A 19,917-nucleotide genomic window follows, 5' to 3' on the forward strand; every position below is an offset into this window, starting at 1 on the left:
ATTCAGATCTGTGCTATATAGCGATTAGCGTACGTGCTAAGAGACAACCGCCTGACATCACCAGCACGATTGTCGTCAGCACACCACGCATACGACTCGGCGGCGGCACGGCACGGTTCGCGCACTGCCTTACCCGCCCTGAACACCCGCGCAGGTCAGCTATGAGGTGGACCGGACGTGGCACAACCCGAACCGCATTCACGCTGTTCGCCTGGGAAGGTCGAGCGCCGCAGCGTGCTCGAGGCGTACCTCGACCTGCTCTCAGGCCGTGAGTGCGGTCCGGGCCAGTTCGACGATGGTCGGCTCGCGTTGTTCCAGCGAGCTCACCCACGCGTCGGCGAACTGCAGCAGGTGGCGTTCACCGAGCCGGGTGAAGATGCCGCGTAGCACCGCCGCGCGCTCGTCGGAGGGCGGGTGCGTCGGCGTCAGCAGGCCGTCGGGGATTTCGTAGACCGCGTTGCGTACCCGGGTCACCAGATGGTCAACCGCCAGGAAGAGAAACGGGCCGGCGACGGCGAGTAGGCGCCACAGCATCTCGCCCGAATCGTCGATGCCGCGCAGGATCAGCATCGCGGCCAGTTCGTCGGCCTCGTACTCGTGGCGGCGGCGTTCCTCGGTGCCGTCCGGCGGGGAGTGCAGGTGACCGGCGAGCAGGTGGCCGTACTCGTGGCCGATGGCGAACTGTTCCGCCGAGCGAGCGATGAAGAAGGAGAAGGCCCCGTCCGGATTCAGGCCGAGCCGGGGCGCCGCGGCCGGATCGGTGCGGCTCTGACTGACGTACGCGACGACCGCCTCGGCGAGCGCGGTGTCGGCCTCGGCCCGTCGGCGCTCCTGATCGAGGGTCGGGGTCTCGTACTCGATCGCATCGCGCTCGCCGCGCCGGAAGAACAACTGCGAGGCGACGAGAGTGGTCGCCACCCGATCCAGAAGAGACCGCAGTCCGGTGTTGAGCAGGATCAGAGTTCCGCCGGGCACCGGTAGGGCCTGGGCGTTGAAGGAACGGTGCGGGAACTCGCCGACGTACGTACCGCCCGGCACGGCGGCTCCGCTCGCGGCGAGCACCTTACGGATCGTGGCGTCCACCGACTCGAAAGGATTCTCCGGCGCCACGACGTAGCCCGCGTCGCGGATCGGGCCGATGACGTCCTCGCCGATGTACTCGCGCTCCTGCTCGCTGAGTCCCTCGACGTAGGCGCGCACCGCGGCGGGGTCCGGCGCCGCGAGGAGATCCTGCAACCCTTCCCGGGCCAGCAACGCCAGGTATTGGGGTTCCAGTTCCATCAGCGGTTGTCCAGCGCGGCCCGGGCACGCGCGGCGATGTCCCGGTCGGTGGCACCCATGGCGATCTCGTAGAACCGGCGGGCCTTGCGCCACCGCCTGCGGCGCTCCCACGCCCGAGCCAGGTTGAACGCGGCCAGCGCTCGGACCTCGCCGTCACCGGCGGAGAAGGCGTACTCCCAGCAGCCGGTCGCCTCGCCCCACCGGCCGAGGTCCTCGTCGAGCCCGCCCAGGTTGAGCGCCGCCTGCGGCGACGAGAGCGGGTCCCGCAGCCCGTAGGCGGTCTCGTACGCCGACCGGGCCCCGGTGATGTCCCCCCTCGACTTCAGCACGGTGCCCAACCGGAACGCCGACAGCCCCCGGGAGACGCTCGGGCCCGCCGTCATGCAGGCCCGGTAGGCCTCGATGCTGCCGTCGAGGTCACCGGTGAGTTCCCGGCACTCGCCGAGCATGAGCAGCGCCGACGCCCGAACGTCGGGGTCTCCGGAGCTGGCTGCCTCGGCGTACCGGCGGGCCGCCGTCTCCTCGTCCCCGGTCTTGCGGGCGATGTCGCCGAGCAGGAAGGCGGCCCGCTTCGCCTGGGGTTTCCCGGTCCGGGCGCAAACCTCCAATGCCCGCCGGGCCTCGCCCGTCTGCCCCGCCTGCCAGGCCTTGACGCCGACCGCCAGAGCGGCGTCCGCCTGGACCCGTTCGGTCAGTTCCTCCAGGACGGCTCTGCGCTTCGCGGCGGCCGCCCTGGTAAGCCCGCCCCGCAGCGCCTCGGCGGCGGGGGAGGTCCCGGGTGCCGGCGAGCCCGTCGCGTCGGTGAATCTGGCGAAGCCCGCACCCGGCGGCACGGCCTTGTCCCAGGTGCCGCGGTCCTCGCGCCAATCCTCGTACTCCTGCCGGTCGATCACGACCTCGAACGTCTCGGTGCGCGTGCTGCAGATCGCGCAGACGGTCCCGGCGACGCCGGTGATGAACTCCCGCGCTTCGGCCGAACCGTGCACGTAGCGGTAGTCGACACAGTGGAAGCAGTCGTGGGACAGAGCGCCGTAGAGCACGGCAGAGCCTCCCCGGGTCTAGCGCTGGTCGATCTGCCAGCGGCCGGTCGTCTCGTTGAAGAAGATCTGTACCTGGCCGGTCTGTGCCGCCTCGGTGATCGCGGCAAGGTCGAGGCCGGCGAGTGCTCTGATCGCCGCGTCGGTCATCTCCGGCTGGGCATAGAGCGTCAGGTTGTCGTTCCTGATGACCAGCAACGGCTCGCCCTCCGGCTGGTCTGCGCCCCGGGCCTCGCGGAACCGCCGCCGCAGGGCAGACCGGACCGCGGCGTACGAGTCCTCGGCGGCCTTGGTGGCCAGGGCCTGCACGAACGGCACGACAGCCGCGGTCACGATCGCCGTGACGAGCACGGTGTCGAATGCCTGCGGTGGACCGGACTGGGGCACGTGTTCGTTCGGGACATTCACCTCAACAAGTGTGCACCCACCCGACAAGACGCGAATATAAACGAAGATCAATAGCTACAGATAGCCGCCTGCCAGTCGTTCGGAACTCGTCGACCAGATCGGAGGCTGGGCCGCGGAGCGCCTGGCAAGGCTCGGTGACCGCCGCGCGGGCGGATTTGAGCCCGAGCAGCAGGCCGCGGTGTTCGGGTGGCAGGGTGAGCAACTTTTCGCTCGGTTCAAGTCGACCTCGGCGCCGAATATCAGTCGGCACATGCCTGAGCCGATCGGGCCGCCCGCGGGGTGAAGCTGTCCGGCAGCCGCTGAGTGGGCGAAGACAGCTGGGAAACATCATCGGAGGAGGTCGAGCCCTGTCCCAACCTGTCAGCACCTAACAGCGCAGCTCAGATGTCGTGTCTTCCACGCCGAACGACGACAGAAGAACCGCCTATCGGGTCTGACAGGCGGTTCGGGTACTGCCAACTCGTGGACCGGACGTTGCACCATACGAACCGCCTAGCCACCGTTCCCGGCCGCCCGCTCCCGGGTCTTCTCGCCAGTGCGCGTGGTAGATGTGTCGTGGGCTGATCCGCCATGCACGCTCCTGGCAACTTTCGGAAAAGGGCCCCATACTCGAAACTATGGGCAAGCGGCAGGAGGTAGGGCGATGAGCTACGCGGCCGACAAGGCCAAGCGACGTGCGCGGCCGAAGCACTACCGCAGGTCTCGGCGGGCCGAGGTGGAGAAGGTCATGTCGCGGGTGGGAGATCTCGAGCGAATCGCCAGTCGATTCGGCGAAGATGATCAGAGTCGTGCCGAGCTCCTGCGGGTCAGCAGAGATGTCCTAAGCGATCTGCCCCCTGTCCCGGTGTCGGTGGCAGCTCCTTTGCTCGGGGTGAGCGAGCCCACGGTTCGGAGCTGGACGCGTCGCGGCCTGCTGGTCTATGCCGATGGGCAGGACGGTGGCCTTGACGTACGTCGCTTGTATGAGGTTATCGCTGTGGTCCGCGAGCTGCGTGCCGCTGGTCAAACCCATGACTTGCTCAACAAGGTGTGGGACCGGCTTGCGGACAGCGTGGTGCTCGAACGATCGGACCTGCGGGACAGCCTGGCTCAGATGCGCCGCGGTGACGGTATCCCGACTGATATCGACGACCTGGAACGAGATCTAGGGATCGCAGAGTAGTCGCATGTCGGTGAAGATTTTCCGGACGCCGCGCGCTGACCAGCAGTTGAGGAGCCGGTCCAAGGGCGATCAAAAGAAGGTCATCGCGTTCCTGCGCGACCTTGAAGCGAACGGTTGCGCTGCTCTCTCCTATCGCCTTACCGGATCAGACCCGTTGGAAAGATTGTGCGACAAGCACTTGGGCGGGCGTCTTCGCGTCATCGTGGCGTTCGAGTCTGAGCAGACCGCGTGGCTCATGTTGGTGGCCGATCACGATGACAGCGATCCTGACTTCAATATCTATGCCGAGTTGTACCGTCTTGTTGGTCATGAGCCGGAGCCATCGGAGAAGCGCACCAAGCCGCCGTGTTGCGGCGAGGACGGCACTGCTCCCGCTTTGGGTCAGGCGGCCGAAGACCTCGCATTGAGGGCCACCGAAATTCGAAAGACGCGTCGATAGCGCCGCGCGGCCGTCGTGACGACACAAGACCTGGGCTTACCGATGATTCGAGCAGCGTGGGGTCGTTTACGGCCGTGACTGACCCGCGGAGCGCGACCACCGCACCGTGGGGTCTGGGGGTCGCCCCCAGGTAAGCGGAGTGGGCCCGGACCACCAGAATACGAAATCCGTGCTGGTGGCGGTGGGTGACCCGCTGCCCGTGCGAACGGCCAGATCACGACGGCCGGTCGGGCCTCGATGAGCACTGCTTACGTGATCTGTGGAGTCGTTGCTGTAATCGAAGATGATCTGCGTCCGAGCGCCGAGCGCGCGGGCTATGGCCTGGCTGGGTGTCGCCCCCATGAGGTCACTGACCTGGCGTCAGGACAGGCCCAGCCGATGGTGCTCCTGGGCCGGGGCGGAACTTGCTGATGTTGTCGCAATCGAGCCGACCTGCGTCGTGGTTGCCAAGCTGGTCAGCAGACTGCAGGATCAGGGCGACAACCTCTTTCTCTTTGTCGACCAAGCGCGCGGTTGCCGGGCTACAGCCTTTGCCGCGTCCAAGGGCACGTGCTGGTCCTGGTCTCGGCAGAAATCCGCTTGGCCAGTCGGCCGGCCTCGGTGCGATAGTCCAAGGCACGGCTCCGTCGATAACGACGAATGCACGGTCCACGGAGGTCCGCCTGCACGACTTACCGTACTGAGTGTCGACGGGCGGCGCTTGCCCTGGAATCCTGGTAGCCGGCGCACCGGACCCGGACACTCGTGCGCCGCATCGAGTTTGTCGCCGGATCCGAGGAGGCACGGCCGAGTGGATGGCGCAGCATCCGAGGTGTCCGCGGCCACGCCGACGACGCCGGGATTCGCCAGAGTAGGCCAGCTTGTGCCCGACGACCAGGACCTCCTGACCGTTCCCGTGGGTACGAAAGTCGGAAGCGCGCTCGACATAATGCGCGCGTACGATTACGACCAGCTCCCGGTCCTCACTGCCGCGCAACGCGTGATCGGCGTCTTCACTTATAGGTCGATGGCCGCAGGGCTGCCGCTCCTCCGCAACAATGCCCTCAATGCGACGGTGGAGGACCACTTGGAGGAGCTGCGGTTCGTCCACTCGTCGCAAGAGCTCGGCGAGGTGCTCGCCTTCGTCGAACAAGGCAACGCCCTCCTGGTCGGCGACGAGGATCGCCTACTTGCGATCGTGACACCGGCGGACGTGAGCCGCTTTCTCTGGCACCGGACGCGCCCCTTTGTGCTGCTGCAAGACATTGAGCTCGGCGTGCGGGACCTGATGCGCTCGGCCTGCGATGCCGGCACCCTGCCCGGTCTGATCGCGGCCTCGATCCCGGCGGATCCCGACCGGGCGCGCGGTCGGCTGGAGGACCTGACGATGGCCGAGCTGCTCTCCGTGCTACTAAACGGCGAAAACTTCGGCCGCTTCTTCCGTCTACGCTTCGGCAACAATCGCGATCTCGTTCGGAGCACCCTCGATCCCGTACGCGAGATCAGAAACAAAGTCTTTCACTTCCGAGACGGGCCGTCGCCCGAAGAGCTGAAGAATTTGGTTGCGGCGCTAACCTGGGTCCGCCGCCGGGTAATGATCAGAGGGGAGGCGAAGTGACCACTCTGCGCCCCGACCACCGGCAGCTACTTGACAGGCTCCGCGATCCGGCGTGCCCCACGCAGGCTGTCGTGGTGGCTCCGCCCGGCACCGGCGCTCGCCTACCACTCCAAATTCACCTAGCGGAGATTGCTGCAGAGTCGCTCTGCCTTGTCGTGGCCGCGAACCAAATGCTCGCCGCGCAATGGGCTACCCGACTGGAAGCGGCGGGCGTCGAGCGAGTCGTCTTGCTGACTAGCGCCAGTGCAGCGCTGCCGATTCTAGAGGGAGTCGATGTGCCAAGGAACGGCGTCATCGTCACCACGCACGCATCGGTTCGGCACAAGCTTAGCGGCGAAGCGCTCTCGTCGATGGAATTCGAGCTCGCGATCTACGATGACCCTCCCCGGCCGCCTTTCGCCGAGACAACGGAGCCGCGCCTCAGTACTCGCCGGGCCATCACTCTCGTCGATCGGCAAGAGGATGGCTGGACAGGTCCGTCAGTGATCTGGCGCATGACACTGCGGGACATGGTCGACAAAGGGCTGATCAACGCAACTCGTTACTTCTACGAGGAAGAACCGCACGAGCGCGAACTCCGCGTCGCCGCCGTGACAGCCTTGGCGGAATACGCACGGAACAATGGCACACCCCTGGTCCTGCCGAGTGACAGCTTGCCCGCGCTCCACTCACGTCTCCTGACCGCAACCACTGGAGCCCACCTGCGAGACGATCTGGCCGATCGAATGTGGAACCTTCTCGACCGCATGGACGCCTTCCCAGGCCCAGACTCGCGACTGCAGGCCCTGGACCGAGTTTTGGATGGAGTGCTTGCCGCGAAAGCACGATGCGTCGTCATGGCGCCGACGACGACAGATGCGAGTTACATCGCCGAGCACCTAAATGGCACGCACAGAACCCCACGCGCGGTCATCAGCAGCAGTATGCGCGCCGACGACCGCCGATCAGCAATGGCCTCTGTCGGCCAAGGAGAATGCGTAGTTGCCACGCCTGTAGTGACGCCGTCCGAACGCTGGCCCGAGAACACAACTGTGGTTCTGTGGCCAGCACCATTCAATGACCGACTACTGCCGAGCCTCGCCTTACCCGGCCCCGGTGTCAGGGTAGTCGCGATGACCGATACCGTCGGCTTCGAGCCAGCGGCGAACTCCGCAGCGTCGCAAGAGTCCAGGCCGGAGGTTAGCGTCCCGGGGTACTCATCCAGCGCAAATACGCAGGCTGTTGCCGTCTTAGCGCCGACGGCGAAGGGGCGGCGCCTGATAGGGAGTGAGCGGCAGGCTCTCGCTAGAGACGTCGTAAGTCGCTACACCGCAGGCGAGTCGATCCGAGCGCTCGCTGAGGCGACCGGACGTAGCTACGGCTATATCCATCGAATCCTCACGGAATCAGGCGTGCAACTGCGGCAAAGAGGAGGCGCTAGAAGGCGAAAGAAGGCCTGAGCCAGAATTCATGTCAAGACGGACTCTGGCATAAGAAAGTGCCATACACTCTCATCGCCGCCAGGAATATGGCCACCGCTGACGAAGCCTCACTGCGAGTCACCTTCACCCGGCACGCCATTGTCGGATAGGCTCGTGCGGCCCTCAGTTCGCCGGCCCGACGGACAGTTGCCAGCCCGACTCTGGGGAACACATGACCGATGGCTCCAGGCCTGCTCCAGGCCTTCCTCTGGTTGAAGAGTCTGGAGTCCGGGAGAGCGACGGCCCCGCGCCCGCGATATTCCTGCCGAGGAGCTACTGCCGTCCGCTCCAATCGGCCGGGGAAGCTGGACCTGCAGGAGCACACCGATTACGCTCCTTGAACCCGCGGACAAAGCTGTCTCAGGTGTCTTGGTTGTCGTTCCGCATCCGAAACCACGAATCCCTTGCTGTACAAGGACTGTGTCGCTGCGCGACCCCAGGTAACCTCACGTTCCCGCAGGTCAGCAAGAGTTTGGTTGGCCCAGAATGCAAAATTGGTTTTCAGCGTGGTCGGCGACCCGTTGCCTGTGTAGGAACAGCCCGGTCGCGCAAGTGATGCGGTGGGGGTTCTAAGACTAGTCCCTATGCCTCCAAGCATCCGGGTCGGCTACGCGACCGACCCTGGTGATGTCAGACGCGAGCTGGCTACTGACGCTTGGCCAGTCCCACGTCGTTGCACCGCGAGGAATGCGGGACCATTGCTTGTCGAGGTATAGCCGGAAGTACTCCGTCCGTGTTACTCGATCCGTGAGAGAGTATACGTCCTCTATAAGTCGACGGTACTGGTCATCCACTATCGGCGTATCCGTGATGACGGCATCAACATATGCGAAATATGCCAACAGAACCTTGGTCGTGTAGGCGCCAACGGTCGTGATCCGATAATAGATCGCCTGACCATCAGAAGTGAATCGAGGTGTGGCGTCAAGAAGACGATGAACCAATGCGTAGTCGAGCGCAGCTACGACCTGGTCGGAGTTGAAGCCAATCTGCTGGCAGTAACTGTGTATGGCGTCCGCAGCAACATAACCCTCCTGCTGGAACTGCTCTCCCAGAATTTGGGTCTGTGTGAGGAGGACCGGCAGGAGGAAGTGCTCTCGACCATCCGGCTGCGAGATTCTGACCAGGTTAGCAATCGGAGAAGAGTCGGGATCATAGTATCGATAATCGCCGAAGAGCAGAGCCCGCAGAAACTCGTGCACGGGAATAACATATCTGCCTTGATCCCGGTAGATATCGATGATCTTGCCGGTATGCACGTGGCCGCTCCCGATAAACTCCTTAACGAAGGTCAACGCATGGCGCATGTTGCCGCCAGCGATGTTGTCAATAAGAGCTATTAAAGGCTCGTTCCTTCGAAAATTGTCAGAAAGCACTTCCAGGAAGTCGATGAGGTTCTCGCTGTTGACCGTGACACCGATCGGAAATGAGCCGAGTCGACCGGTCTCCTTTAGCTGTTTCAGGGCAAAGTCCACTCGCCGCTGAAGCATTACGTCAGCTCTGGGCGGCGAGATCGTAAACACTCGGGGCTGGTACCCGGAAAGCGCACCTCGCCGGCTTGAGGCGTAGAACGTTTCCGGCCGCAGGGTAACGAAGACGGTGGCTGGCCAACTCTGAGCAAGTTCGTTGGCTATCAAGAAGACCTGTTCTTGATCCTCGTCGCTGCGTTGATCTATGTTGTCCAGGAAAACAACGATCTGACGCCGTCTACTGGTTCGCAACCTTTCAAGACTCTTACTCAGGTGCTCGGCACGGGCCTCTACCAGCCGCTGCAGAAACATCAAGCGCTCACGTTCATACATTACGGGATCGACATCACGGAGCCTGCCGAGGAAGCGCCTTTCCTGTAGCCTCAGCTCGTCCCGATAGACGTCTTCAACGAAGTCAAAATCTTCGATATCAACGTCATGTCTGCTTAGCAACTGGCGGCCGGACTCGTCGATCACGAATCGTCGAAGGTCGCCCAGATTCGTTGATGCGCCGAAGTCTATATAGATGGTGAAGGCGTTCTCAAATAGCTCCGGTGCTTCTACATAGACCAGGCGCTGAATGAAGGTCGTCTTTCCGACACCCACGTCTCCCAGTAAAACGATAGGGCGCGAGGCGGCCGCAGCAGCTAGCATGTCCTGAGTGAGCGCCGGCGAAACGCCCTTCTTTGTCATTACTGGCGTGGCCTGAGGTCCTTGCTCTTCTTTGAGAAGCTCGTAGCGTGATTGCAGGATTTGCCTACTAATCATTGCATACTGCGAAAGCGCTCCGCTGCTGGCATAACAATCTCGGAGGAAGTCCGACCGGAGTTCCTCAAGCCTTGCAACGTCAATTAGGAATAGATCTCCCAAGATGTCAAGGCTTGATTGTAAGTCGTTCCGGCGCTGCATGCCGGGATAGTTTGCTAGGTGTACCGAAAGTGGTGCGGGTGGTGGGATAGGCGTTACTCGGAGCGTTGAATATAGGCGCTTAGCCTCGATGCCATACGGCGACGCGCTATCCCACAGCCTCCGAAAATCTGTGCGCATGTCTTCGAGGGAGGTGTAAACGAGCGCTCGTCCCTTGCGCGGCTGAATGTTGTCCGTGCGGACGGCTAGAAAGATGACGAGTTGCACCCCGTTGCTGACTGCGGAGGGAGCGATGCCTTCGTTGGCTGCATAGCGAGTTACCTGCTCCATCGCGTCACGGAGAGCCTTGCCGGCCGCGCCGTCCGTAATGCTCTGGATCGAGTGCACGCCGGTAGTTGTCCCTGCAGGAAGGTCGAAGTAGGTTCCTTGTCGCTTCGCCTCTACGATGAACTTCGGACCAGGGCTTCCGAGAACATAATCCATAAAGCCCGCGCCTGACGGTTCCTCGGTGCGGATTGAAGCTCTCGGCCAACAAAGGACTTTTTCGAGGAGGTCGTTGATTAGCTTCAGGCGCGTGTCTGACTCGTTGAACCGGCCGTCTGCCGCATGCACGTCGGCCCACTGGATGAGGTCATCCAGTGCAGCCTTGCCAGCGTCATACTCGTTGGGCACCTTGACCGGCCTTCGGCTCGTTCGACACATCGACTCCAGCATCTGTGACGGTTGAGGACCGGCGGATGAGGGATAAGTCAGCCACTGGCGCCTCTCAGGTTGATGTTAGGACGAGACGGTGGCGGCGTTGTAACGGGTGGATCGGGAACTGCTCGCCAGCGGGCTTCGGGGTATCGCTGTACGGGTGTCTTGACCTCTGGCTGGCCAAGCGTGACCTGGCCAAGCCCGACGGTGTGCAGTCTTGACTCGGAGAAGGCCGCTGACCCGGCCCCTGCTTCGACCGAAGCCTGGGCGTGAACTCGGCTAACGTCTGTACGCGTTCCGTGCCTCACCGCTCAGGTTGGCCCGGTCAGGAGATATGGGCGTCGGGCGCAAACCCTCGGCGTTGTACCGGCCGTTAACTGGGACCCCGGCGTCCGTTAGGAACGAGGTCAGGACGGCGGCTAACGCTTCTAGCTTGTCGTCTTCGACGAAGGCGTAACCGCTCGCGGAGAAGCAGTCCGCGACCTGCTGAGTGATGCGCTGCATCGGGTCGAAGTTCTGGTCACTCGACATGTTGGCCTCCCGAAACTTCAGTTCGGCTCGCATGGTGCAAGATCGGCGGCGGCCGGGCTAGCACCCACCGATGGTGCAGCGTCGGATCGCACGCGTATCCGGAACAATGCCATATTGGTTGTCTAGTAGACAACCCCCCGATTGTCAGGCCGACAACGCCCATGATCGGAGGATCGGTGGCAATGGACGAAGTCATGGCCGCCGCCGAGATCGCCGACTACCTCGGCGTGACTCGCCAGCGTGTGGCCGTGCTGGTCGACCGCGCCGACTTCCCGGAGCCGATTGCGCACCTGTCTGTGGGCAGGGTCTGGCGCACATCCGACGTGCGCAAGTGGGCGGCCCAGCGGCCGAACCGGATCCAAGAGGACGAGCAGCAGTAGAACGAGCGCTCGACCCTGACAAGCTAGCCACCGCGGTCTGACAAGAGCTGACAAGTCCTAACAGCCCAGTTCAGCGACTCGTTGCCGGTACGGAACGTCGTTGACCCGGACTGCTTGCGCGGCCTACCGTAGATATCTCGTTCTAAACCAGCCGAGCATTGTCCCGAAGCGGGCAGTCGGCGTTGACCTGGCCGCCATTCGGCAGGCCGGGAGGGAGGTCCTCCAACACCCGCGCGACCGCGCGCTGCGTTCGACTCTCACGGCTGTGAGGAACCCCTGTGTTGGAGGACATGACGCCGTCAACGGCGTCGCCGCCCGCGAGCTCATCGTTCCTGTCCTGCTTGTTGTGAGCCGATGCGCCGTTCGATCGCGCGACGGCTCTTCGTTATGCCCGCCTGGATCGGCTTAGCGTCCGATCCGCCGTGCCCGAGCGGGGCACCGAGCCCGTCCTGCTTCAGAGTGACCCCCTTGAGCGCCAGGCATCGGGCCGACAGGCCTGGTCACCCGCTCGCCGGGCGGATGACCAGGACGCCGAAGACCCAAGTGGTCTCCTCCCGCAGGGGCACGAACGAATACAAGGAGGCGATGCCTATGACCACACCCCGAGATCAAGTCCTCGCAGTCCAGCACCAACTCACTGAACGAGACTGGCGGCTGCTCGGCTGGCTACACGACCACCGCGTGCTGACCAGCTTCCAGATCGCCCACGCCCTGTTCCCGAGCCTCAACTACGCCCAGCGCCGCCTCACCACGCTCACCGAGCTGCGCCTGGTCGAGCGGTTCCGGCCGTTCCGTCTCACGGGCGGCAGCTACCCCTACCACTACGCCCTCGCGCACCTCGGCGCACTGATCGTCACCGCGTCCCGAGGACAGACGCCGCCGAGGCGGGGCGACAGCACCGCTCGGATGCATCGGATCGCGACCAGCCGCAACCTCGACCACCGGCTCGGCATCAATCAGTTCTTCACCGACCTCGCCGGCCACGAACGCACCTACCCCGGCGCGCGACTACATCACTGGTGGCCCGACACCCGGCTGACGTCGTTCAGCCCGCCCGGCACGATGACCGTCGCGTCGATCCACGCCGACGGGCTCGGCGTCTGGTCCGAGCGCGACCGGACGGTGGCGTTCTACCTCGAACACGACACCGGCACCGAAGCCCTGCCCGTCCTGGTCGACAAGCTGCACGGCTACCGGGAACTCCGCCGCCGCGGCGGGCCGGCCTGGCCGGTGCTGTTCTGGGTGCACTCGACCATTCGGGAAGCCCATTTCCATGAGCGCCTGACCGGCATCCGGGCGGCCGTGCCCGTCGCGACCGCCGCCCGCGACCGCGCCGCCGACAGCAGCCCGGCCGACGCGATCTGGCACGTCCACGGCCATCCTGGCCCGCCGCAACGCCTGTCCGACCTGCCCATGCCCGACCCCGTGAACCTGGCCGCGTTCGACGACCCGGACGCGGCTTGACAGAACCGGCGGATGGAGCGGGGATCGACCCACATCCCATCGCCACAAGATCAACGAAAGGGGGATCCCGATGCCGCACACCACGACACGAGGAGCCCAATGCCAGCAAGCCCCGAACACGACCCGAAGAAGAGCCGGACCAGACGAGACCGGCACGGCCGCCGGACCCGCTCGACCACCACCGGCACGACCAGAACCGGACCCCGGCACACGCTCGGCCCGCCGAAGACGATCCCGATGACCGAGCAGCAGTACCAGCAGGCCGTCCGGCTCTGGACGGTCCTGATCGCGCAGTGGCTGACCGACCACCCGCCCGAGCCGTAACCGGAGATCAGATCTGATGCCCAGCAGACGCACTACGAGGACCCGCCGCCGCGAGCCCATCACTCCGGACACGCGGCTGCGGGTCGCCCTCTACACCCGGCGCTCCACCGACGACGAGCACCAGCCCTACACCATCGAAGCCCAGACCGACCGCCTCACCGCCTACGTCACCTCGCAGCCGGGCTGGCAGATCGTCGCCCGATTCACCGACGACGCCTCCGGTGCAACCATCAACCGGCCCGGCCTCACCGCTGCACTCGACGCTGCCCGCAACGGCGAGTACGACCTGCTGCTGGTCTACCGCCTCGACCGGTTCAGCCGCCGCATCCGCGACCTGGCCACCCTCATGGACGATCTCGAAGACGTCGGCGTGCACTTCCGCTCCGCCACCGAACCGTTCGACACTGCCAGCGCCGCCGGGCGGCTGTTCGTCCAGATGCTCGGCGCGTTCGCCGAGTTCGAACGCGAAGTCATCATCGACCGCGTCATCGCCGGAATGGAGCGGAAGGCCGGGAATGGCGAGTGGACCCACGGACCCCGCCCCTACGGCTACCTCATCGATTCCGTGACCCATCGCCTGCTGCCGCACCCTGAAGAACAGCACGTCGTGCGGAGCATCTTCACCACCTACGCCCGCACCCGGATGGGCACCCGAGCGATCGCCGATCAGCTCAACGCCCAAGGCGTACGCACCAAGCACGGCAAGCCGTTCTCCGGGCACACCATCAACGCCATGCTCAGCAACCGGCTCTACCTGGGCGAGACCTTCTTCCGCGACGTCGTCACCACCGGCGCGCACGAGCCGCTCATCGACCCGGGCACTTTCGAGGAATGCCAGCAGATCCTCACTGCACGCGGGAAGCCCGGCTCATCGCGGGCGTCGTCGAACTCCGGCTACTGCCTCACCGGCCTGATCACCTGCCCGGAATGCGGCAACAAGTACATCGGCGCGTCCGCGACCGGCAAGCTACGCCGCTACCGCTATTACACCTGCTTCTCACGCATCCGCTACGGCCGCGCGGGATGCCAAGCCCCGCGCATCGACGCCGACCTGCTCGACCCCGCCGCCGCAGAAGCACTCGTCGACTTCTACGCCCGCACCGACCTGATCACCGCGGCCGTGGCCAACGAAAACCGCCTCCGCGCCCAAGACGCCGCCCAGCACACGGCCGAACTCGACAGCCTCACCGGCCGCGCCGCCGCCACCCAAGCCGCGATCGACCGCTACCTGACCGCCTTCGAGAACGGCACCCTCGACGAAACCACCTGCGGCCGCCGCGTCACCGACCTCACCACCCAACTCCACCAGCTCAACCAACGCCGAGCCGAGCTGACCGAGGCCGCCGTACTGCCGGAGGCGCCCGACCCGGTCGAGATCGAGCGGATCCACCGCCACCTCACCGACATCCTCAGCAGCGGCACCCTCGGCCAGCGCAAGGCCGTCATGGAAACCCACATCGCCGAAATCCAGTTCGACGGCGACCGACTGATCCCCGTCTACCGCATCCCGGTGGACGCGTTTCGCGCACGGGGTCAGGTTGTGGGGCGGACGGGACTCGAACCCGTGACCGATCGATTATGAGTCGACTGCTCTAACCCACTGAGCTACCGCCCCTTACCGGCGGCGATCCTAACCCGCCAATCAGCCCGCAAGCCACCGATCTACGCCGCCACCCGCGCGCCCAACCATGACAGCACCGCCCCCGCGGACCGCCAGCCGCCGGCTAGTGCCCCCTGGATCGACGGGCTGTCGCGGTGGTCGCCGGCGACGAAGATGCCGTCGCCGAGGTCTACCGGCTTGCGCAGCTTGGCCTGCGGGACCCGGGCGGACGGTAGCGCCGCGGGGATGCTGATGACCTCGAGCAGCTCCCACGAATCGGTGGGCACTCCGTACATCCGGGCCAGCTCCACCCGGATCACGGACTCGGAGGCGCTCGACGGCGCGGACACGCCGACCACCGATGCGGCGATCAGCGACTTGCCGCTGGGTGCGTACTCGGGCGCGGCGTTGCTGACGACCATCGTGTTGGCGATGATCTCGCGGCGGTCGCCGTCGAGGACCAGGGTGGGCTCGTCGAGCGGCGCGCGGTCCGCCCCGAAGTAGAAGGTGGTGAGGCCGTGCATGTCCGGCGAGGGGAACTGCGGGAGCAGGGTCGAGGCGGTGACGGGGTCGGTCGCGACGATCACGGCGCGGCAGTGGATCTCGCCACCCTCGGTGACGACCAGGCCGGGGCCCAGCGACAGGGTGCGAGCGCCGATCAGCAACTGTGGGTAGGGGAGCGGCCCGGCCACGGCGGCGGGCAGGGCGCCCATGCCGAGCGCGGGCACGCCGATCCGGCCGCGGGTGAACGAGCGCAGCATCATCGCGAAGACGTGGCTCGACGTGTCGAGCGACCGGTCGGCGAAGACGCCGGACAGGAACGGGCGCAGCACCTCTTCGATCATGCGGTGCGAGATGCCGGCCCGGCGCAGCATCTCCTGCGTCGTGGTCTCGCGGGCCTCGAGCAGGCGCGCGGCCGGCATCGAGGCGCAGCGGGTGGCGAGCGCCGCGAACTTCAGGCGGTCACTCAGCGTGCCCACCCCGGAGGTCAGCGTCTGGGGCGTCGCGAGGGGTCCACGCAGGGGATTCTCCAGGCGGTGCAGGTCGCCGGCCCGCCGGACGAGGACACCGGACGTGAAGTAGCGCATGTCCAGCGCGTCGACGTCGATCAGCGCCGGGATCCGCGGGTAGGCCGTGTTGAGCACCTGAAAGCCCCGGTCCAGCCGCCATCCGTCGATGACGTCCGTCGTCACGCGCCCGCCGATCCGGTCGGACGCCTCGACGAGCAGCCACTCGACCCCGGCGCGGTCCAACCGGCGGGCGGCGGCGAGGCCGGCGAGTCCGCCGCCGACGATGACGACATCCACCTCCACGGGCTGCGACACGGGCACCTCACAAGGGGACGAAACAGGCAAGGCCCAGCCTAACGGCGAGCGAGGGTCGAGGCAGGCGAATCGGTCACGCTTCAAATCAGGCCCATCGAGTACGCGACGACACCGTCCCCAACCGCAACCGGCCCCGTCCCCGCCGCGCAAAAGGCGCGGGCACCGCCCCTGGGCCGTCCCCCGCAACAACGAAACGCGAAAGCCGTCCCCCACAACAACGACGTCGGGCCCCCTAGTCGGGCAGGGCGCGCCGCCGCATCAAATACCAAATATCAAATATCGAGCACCAGATCGTCGGTCGGGCGTGCGCAGCACAGCAGCACCTCCCCGGCGGCCGGCCGCTCGAGCGGCTCCGGCGAGTAGGCCACGTCCCCGCTCAGCACCGACGTCACGCAGGTGTGGCACACCCCGGTCCGGCACGACCAGCGGGTCGGCACGTCGCACGCCTCGGCCAGCTCGAGCAGCGAGCCGTCCCCCGACCGCACCGTCAGCCCACTCCGGGCGAACGTCACCCGCGGCCCGCCCCCGGCCGCCCCGACCGGCTGGTGCGGCGCCCGCACCGCCTCCGGCGACACCAGCCCGGGATTGATCGCCGACCGCGCCCCGAACATCTCGGTGTGCAGCCGACCCGGATCCAGCCCGAGACCCACCAGCTCCGCCCGCACGTCATCCATGAACCCCTGCGGCCCGCAGATGTAAGCGCTGGCCGACACCGGCAGCTGAAGCGCCCCCAACCCGTCGAGCGTCTGCCGGCGCCCCACGAAGAAGTGCACCCGGACGTCCGCGAGGGCGGAGACCAGCCCCCGCACCTCGTCGTCGAAGGCCATCGGCGCGGCGTGATCGGTGTGCAGCCACCAGACCTCCCGGCTACTTCCCGAGGCGGCCAGCTGATGCAGCATCGCCAGCACCGGCGTGACCCCCACCCCGGCCGAGATCAGCAGCACCGGCGAGGAATCGGCGGACAGCACGAAATCTCCGCGCGGCGCCGCCGTCTCGATCACCGAACCGACCCGCAACGCCGTGTGCAGATAGGTGCTGACCTTCCCGTCCCGTTTCACGCTGATCCGGTACGTCCCGTCGTCCGACCCCGACGACAGCGAATAACTGCGCACCGCCCCGTCGACCCGGACCGTCACGTACTGCCCGGGAGCCGGAACCGGCAATCGGCTCCCGTCGACCGCGGAAAGGCGTACGGAAAGAATGGCGGAACTCTCCGGCGTCAGCGCGACCACCCGCAGCGGGCGAAAGCCCGCCCATCCCGGCTCGACACCGACCGCCGGCGCTCCGCCACCGTCGAGCAATTCGTGGAACGACTGCTGCCACCCCGGGCTCAGCGCCGGAATGTCGACCGCGTCGTGGAGCCGCGCGAAAGAGCGATCCGGCAGATAGAGCAGCGCGTCGATCTCGGCCACGCTGAGCGAATGCGGTCCGCGCCGGGTCCGCGATATCTCGTCGCCGGCCCGGACCTCGCCCTCGGTGATGACCCGCATGTAGAAACCGGGCCGGTGGTGGGCCACGAGCAGGGACGGCATGCTCGGCTGCCCGAGCCGCATGCCCACCCGATAGCAGGTCACCCGCGGCTGCGTGACCTCGAATTCGGCCTCCCCGATCCGATACCGGTCGCCGATGCAGACCTCGTCGTCCGGCATCCCGGAAACCGTGAGGTTCTCGCCGAAATGCCCGTGGCCGATATCGTCGCGGCCCAATTCCCGGCGCCAATAGTCGATCGACTCGACCTGGTAGACGAGCACCGCGCGCTGTTCGCCGCCGTGCCCGCCGAGGTCGCCCTGACCGTCCCCGTCGAGATTGAGCCGCCGGGCCATCACCGGCCCGTCGATGGGCGTCTTGTAGATGCCGGTGTAAACCGTCCGCCCCTGCCACGGAACGTCGCGGGGCATGCCCACGTTCACCGAGACCAGCGCTGCCGCTCCGCTCATTCGCCTACCTTGAACCCTCGTTCCTGAAGCGTCCACCGATGGCCATCCGGATCCTGGAAGTCGGCGAAGCTCGCGTAGTCGCGCCGGTCCGGGTCGACGCCGTCCACCAGGTCGCCCTGCCAGTCGGCCGACGCCTTGTGGCGGATCGTTCCGACGAGAACGCCGTTGTCGATCAACTGCTGCCGGGCCAGCGCGATGTCCTCGACCACGAGGTAGCGCGTCTCGCCGAACCCCACCCCGAACTGGAGCGAGCAGGACGAGCCGGGCGGGGTGAGCTGGACGATCCGGAACCCGTCGTGCGGCTGGTAGTCCACGTCGAGCCGGAAGCCCAGCCGGTCCCGGTAGAAGGCGAGCGCGCGATCCACGTCGCGCACCGCGATGGTCTCGACTTCGAGGCGGAGGTCCATCAGACCAGCACCTCGCCGCCGTCCACGCCCAGCACCTGTCCGGTGGTGAACGTGCTGGTCAGGGCGAAGACCGCGGCGGCCGCGACGTCGGCGGGCCGGCCGACGCGCCGGGCCGGGTTCAGCGTCGTGCGGCGTTCGAACAGCTCCGCCTTGCGCTCCTCGCCGAGCGCGTCGTAGGCGCCGCTGTCGATCGTGCCCGGCGCGATCGCGTTGACCCGGATCGGCGCCAGCTCGACCGCGAGGGCCCGGGTCACCGCGTCGACCCCGCCGTTGGTGGCCGCGACGGCGAGCATGCCGGCGGCCGGCTTGCGGGCGGTGGCGCCCGAGAAGAACACGAAGCTCCCGTCCGGCGGCATGATCGGCGCGAGGTGCTTGGCCAGCAGGATCGGGCCGAGCACCTTGGTGGCCAGCGAGGCGAGGACCGCGTCGGGCCGCAGGTCGGCGAGGGAGCCTCGGGCCCGGGCCGAGGCCGTCGAGACCACGTGGTCGACCGTGCCGAGCCGCTCGGCCAGCGCGGCGACGCTCGCCTCGTCGGTCACGTCGACGGCCACCTCCTGGTGACGGCCGGCGAGCACGACCTCCGCGCCGGCGTCACCGGCGGCCTCGGCGACGGCTTGCGCGATGCCGCCGCGGCCGATCACGACGATCTTGCGGCCCTTCAAACAGGGAGTCACTGGTGGGTCCTTTCGGCGATCTCGTCGACGTCGAGGCCGCGGTCGAGCCCATGCGGGATCACCGACTGGCCGGGTTCGAGGTGCAGCTGCTTGCCGTCCAGGAAGACGTCGACCTTGTCGGGTTCGAACGAGATGTGTCCGGCGATCTGGCCGACCTCGGGCCACGCGTCCGGGTAGGACCAGGCGGCTCCGGCCCGGTCATCGATGGCGAAGTAGCCGGCCAGGCCTTTGTAGGGGCAGAACGTCTGCTGTCCCTCGACGGGCTCGAGGGCGGTCAGGTCGACGTCCTCGCGGGGCACGTACCAGCGCGGGGCGAAGCCCGACTCGTACAGCACCAGCGGGCGGCGCGAGTCGGCGATGACGCGATCGCCGTCGGTCACCCGCAGGTGCCGCGACGTGCGGCGGATGTCGATCCGGTGGTACGGGTCCGCGGCGTGCCCGACGATCCGCTCGTCCTCCTCGAAGAACGCGTCCATGGCCCGCCACGCGAAGGCGACCCGCCCGCGCAGCTCCGAGGCGTGCTCGGGCGGTTCGGCGAACTCCCAGGCGGCCCGCTCGGCGCCCCGCACGGTGAACCACGCCGTGACCCCGAGCTGCGCGTGCTTGGTGGTCCGCGACGTGGCGGCCAGCACCCCGACCTCGACGTCCTCGCGCGGGAAATACGCGACCGGGTAGTGCCCCTGCTCGTGCAGCAGGAGCACGTCCTCGCTGTCCGCGATCCACTCCCCGCCGAGGCGCACCCGCATGCGCCGCCGCAGCCGCTCGGCGAAGATCAGCCGCTCGGGCAGCGGCGCCGGCGTCAGGAACCGTCCCACCGGCTTGGCCGAGAGCGGCCCTTGCTGCCATGCCAGTCCCATGA

General features: G+C 66.4%; 18 protein-coding genes and 1 tRNA gene. 8 read left to right on the forward strand and 11 right to left on the reverse strand.

The genetic code is table 11. The annotated features are described in order from the left end of the window. Nucleotides 1-261 precede the first annotated feature (261 nt). The 3 genes from ACQPZX_RS08295 to ACQPZX_RS08305 are packed head-to-tail and all read right to left on the reverse strand — an operon-like array spanning nt 262 to nt 2,726. Entirely contained in the window at nt 262-1,281 is a 1,020-nt protein-coding gene (locus ACQPZX_RS08295) for a hypothetical protein (protein WP_433376684.1), read from the reverse strand. After that, on the reverse strand, nt 1,281-2,321 hold the full coding sequence (locus tag ACQPZX_RS08300; RefSeq protein ID WP_433376687.1) for a tetratricopeptide repeat protein: 1,041 nt from the start codon (nt 2,319-2,321) through the stop codon (nt 1,281-1,283). Before ACQPZX_RS08300 ends, ACQPZX_RS08295 begins: the two co-directional genes overlap by 1 nt. Before the next feature lie 18 nt (nt 2,322-2,339). Beyond that, nucleotides 2,340-2,726, reverse strand: a complete 387-nt coding sequence (locus ACQPZX_RS08305; protein WP_433376690.1) for a hypothetical protein — start codon at nt 2,724-2,726, stop codon at nt 2,340-2,342. A 643-nt stretch (nt 2,727-3,369) separates the two neighbouring features. Between ACQPZX_RS08305 and ACQPZX_RS08310 the strand changes: the two genes are divergently transcribed. The 4 genes from ACQPZX_RS08310 to ACQPZX_RS08325 all read left to right on the forward strand — a co-directional run bounded on the left by ACQPZX_RS08310 (nt 3,370) and on the right by ACQPZX_RS08325 (nt 7,363). Beyond that, nucleotides 3,370-3,888, forward strand: a complete 519-nt coding sequence (locus ACQPZX_RS08310; protein WP_433376693.1) for a hypothetical protein — start codon at nt 3,370-3,372, stop codon at nt 3,886-3,888. 4 nt (nt 3,889-3,892) lie between these two features. Then, nucleotides 3,893-4,327, forward strand: coding sequence for a hypothetical protein (locus ACQPZX_RS08315; protein ID WP_433376696.1), 435 nt, complete (start codon nt 3,893-3,895; stop codon nt 4,325-4,327). A 790-nt stretch (nt 4,328-5,117) separates the two neighbouring features. Next, a complete protein-coding gene (locus tag ACQPZX_RS08320) occupies nt 5,118-5,924 on the forward strand; it encodes a CBS domain-containing protein (protein ID WP_433376699.1) in 807 nt (268 codons plus the stop codon). A gap of 1,256 nt (nt 5,925-7,180) precedes the next feature. Continuing rightward, nucleotides 7,181-7,363, forward strand: coding sequence for a helix-turn-helix domain-containing protein (locus ACQPZX_RS08325; protein WP_433385096.1), 183 nt, complete (start codon nt 7,181-7,183; stop codon nt 7,361-7,363). Between the two features lie 596 nt (nt 7,364-7,959). On the opposite strand, the gene ACQPZX_RS08330 is transcribed toward ACQPZX_RS08325, so the two are convergent. Further along, the gene (locus ACQPZX_RS08330) at nt 7,960-10,392 is read right to left on the reverse strand and encodes an AAA family ATPase (protein ID WP_433376702.1); all 2,433 of its coding nucleotides are present in this window, start codon (nt 10,390-10,392) and stop codon (nt 7,960-7,962) included. Nucleotides 10,393-10,695: 303 nt separating this feature from the next. Further along, entirely contained in the window at nt 10,696-10,980 is a 285-nt protein-coding gene (locus ACQPZX_RS08335) for a hypothetical protein (protein ID WP_433376705.1), read from the reverse strand. A gap of 149 nt (nt 10,981-11,129) precedes the next feature. On the opposite strand from ACQPZX_RS08335, the gene ACQPZX_RS08340 reads away from it, so the two are divergent. From ACQPZX_RS08340 to ACQPZX_RS08355, 4 genes are all read left to right on the forward strand, one after another. After that, a complete protein-coding gene (locus tag ACQPZX_RS08340; protein ID WP_433376708.1) occupies nt 11,130-11,327 on the forward strand; it encodes a helix-turn-helix transcriptional regulator in 198 nt (65 codons plus the stop codon). Nucleotides 11,328-11,918: 591 nt separating this feature from the next. After that, a complete protein-coding gene (locus ACQPZX_RS08345; protein WP_433376711.1) occupies nt 11,919-12,791 on the forward strand; it encodes a replication-relaxation family protein in 873 nt (290 codons plus the stop codon). A 99-nt stretch (nt 12,792-12,890) separates the two neighbouring features. Further along, a complete protein-coding gene (locus ACQPZX_RS08350; protein WP_433376714.1) occupies nt 12,891-13,115 on the forward strand; it encodes a hypothetical protein in 225 nt (74 codons plus the stop codon). Between the two features lie 16 nt (nt 13,116-13,131). Further along, nucleotides 13,132-14,697 carry a recombinase family protein gene (locus ACQPZX_RS08355; protein ID WP_433385099.1) on the forward strand — a complete coding sequence of 522 codons (1,566 nt, stop codon included), beginning with the start codon at nt 13,132-13,134 and terminating at the stop codon, nt 14,695-14,697. On the opposite strand, the gene ACQPZX_RS08360 is transcribed toward ACQPZX_RS08355, so the two are convergent. The 6 genes from ACQPZX_RS08360 to ACQPZX_RS08385 all read right to left on the reverse strand — a co-directional run bounded on the left by ACQPZX_RS08360 (nt 14,657) and on the right by ACQPZX_RS08385 (nt 19,915). Next, nucleotides 14,657-14,730 (reverse strand) — tRNA-Ile (locus ACQPZX_RS08360). The two genes, ACQPZX_RS08355 and ACQPZX_RS08360, sit on opposite strands and share 41 nt — an antisense overlap. Nucleotides 14,731-14,777: 47 nt before the next feature. Next, on the reverse strand, nt 14,778-16,040 hold the full coding sequence (locus ACQPZX_RS08365) for an NAD(P)/FAD-dependent oxidoreductase (protein ID WP_433376716.1): 1,263 nt from the start codon (nt 16,038-16,040) through the stop codon (nt 14,778-14,780). 272 nt (nt 16,041-16,312) lie between these two features. Continuing rightward, nucleotides 16,313-17,977, reverse strand: a complete 1,665-nt coding sequence (locus ACQPZX_RS08370) for an MOSC domain-containing protein (RefSeq protein ID WP_433376719.1) — start codon at nt 17,975-17,977, stop codon at nt 16,313-16,315. Further along, nucleotides 17,974-18,384 carry a VOC family protein gene (locus ACQPZX_RS08375; protein WP_433376722.1) on the reverse strand — a complete coding sequence of 137 codons (411 nt, stop codon included), beginning with the start codon at nt 18,382-18,384 and terminating at the stop codon, nt 17,974-17,976. The genes ACQPZX_RS08370 and ACQPZX_RS08375 overlap by 4 nt, the downstream gene beginning before the upstream one ends. Continuing rightward, nucleotides 18,384-19,058: an SDR family oxidoreductase gene (locus tag ACQPZX_RS08380; protein WP_433376725.1), complete on the reverse strand. Its 675-nt coding sequence runs from the start codon at nt 19,056-19,058 to the stop codon at nt 18,384-18,386. The genes ACQPZX_RS08375 and ACQPZX_RS08380 overlap by 1 nt, the downstream gene beginning before the upstream one ends. Further along, entirely contained in the window at nt 19,055-19,915 is an 861-nt protein-coding gene (locus ACQPZX_RS08385) for a DUF427 domain-containing protein (RefSeq protein ID WP_433376728.1), read from the reverse strand. Before ACQPZX_RS08385 ends, ACQPZX_RS08380 begins: the two co-directional genes overlap by 4 nt. Nucleotides 19,916-19,917 lie beyond the last annotated feature (2 nt).

Origin of the sequence: Actinoplanes sp. CA-142083 (assembly GCF_050942195.1) — a bacterium.
GTDB lineage: Bacteria > Actinomycetota > Actinomycetes > Mycobacteriales > Micromonosporaceae > Actinoplanes.

Excerpts from the sequence above, each read along its gene's own strand:
- ACQPZX_RS08310 (WP_433376693.1), top strand. The coding sequence starts at position 3,370 with ATGAGCTACGCGGCCGACAAGGCCAAGCGACGTGCGCGGCCGAAGCAC.
- ACQPZX_RS08340 (WP_433376708.1), top strand. The coding sequence starts at position 11,130 with ATGGACGAAGTCATGGCCGCCGCCGAGATCGCCGACTACCTCGGCGTG.
- ACQPZX_RS08375 (WP_433376722.1), bottom strand. The coding sequence starts at position 18,384 with ATGGACCTCCGCCTCGAAGTCGAGACCATCGCGGTGCGCGACGTGGAT.
- ACQPZX_RS08370 (WP_433376719.1), bottom strand. The coding sequence starts at position 17,977 with ATGAGCGGAGCGGCAGCGCTGGTCTCGGTGAACGTGGGCATGCCCCGC.
- ACQPZX_RS08385 (WP_433376728.1), bottom strand. The coding sequence starts at position 19,915 with ATGGGACTGGCATGGCAGCAAGGGCCGCTCTCGGCCAAGCCGGTGGGA.
- ACQPZX_RS08345 (WP_433376711.1), top strand. The coding sequence starts at position 11,919 with ATGACCACACCCCGAGATCAAGTCCTCGCAGTCCAGCACCAACTCACT.
- ACQPZX_RS08295 (WP_433376684.1), bottom strand. The coding sequence starts at position 1,281 with ATGGAACTGGAACCCCAATACCTGGCGTTGCTGGCCCGGGAAGGGTTG.
- ACQPZX_RS08315 (WP_433376696.1), top strand. The coding sequence starts at position 3,893 with ATGTCGGTGAAGATTTTCCGGACGCCGCGCGCTGACCAGCAGTTGAGG.
- ACQPZX_RS08335 (WP_433376705.1), bottom strand. The coding sequence starts at position 10,980 with ATGCGAGCCGAACTGAAGTTTCGGGAGGCCAACATGTCGAGTGACCAG.
- ACQPZX_RS08355 (WP_433385099.1), top strand. The coding sequence starts at position 13,132 with ATGCCCAGCAGACGCACTACGAGGACCCGCCGCCGCGAGCCCATCACT.
- ACQPZX_RS08350 (WP_433376714.1), top strand. The coding sequence starts at position 12,891 with ATGCCAGCAAGCCCCGAACACGACCCGAAGAAGAGCCGGACCAGACGA.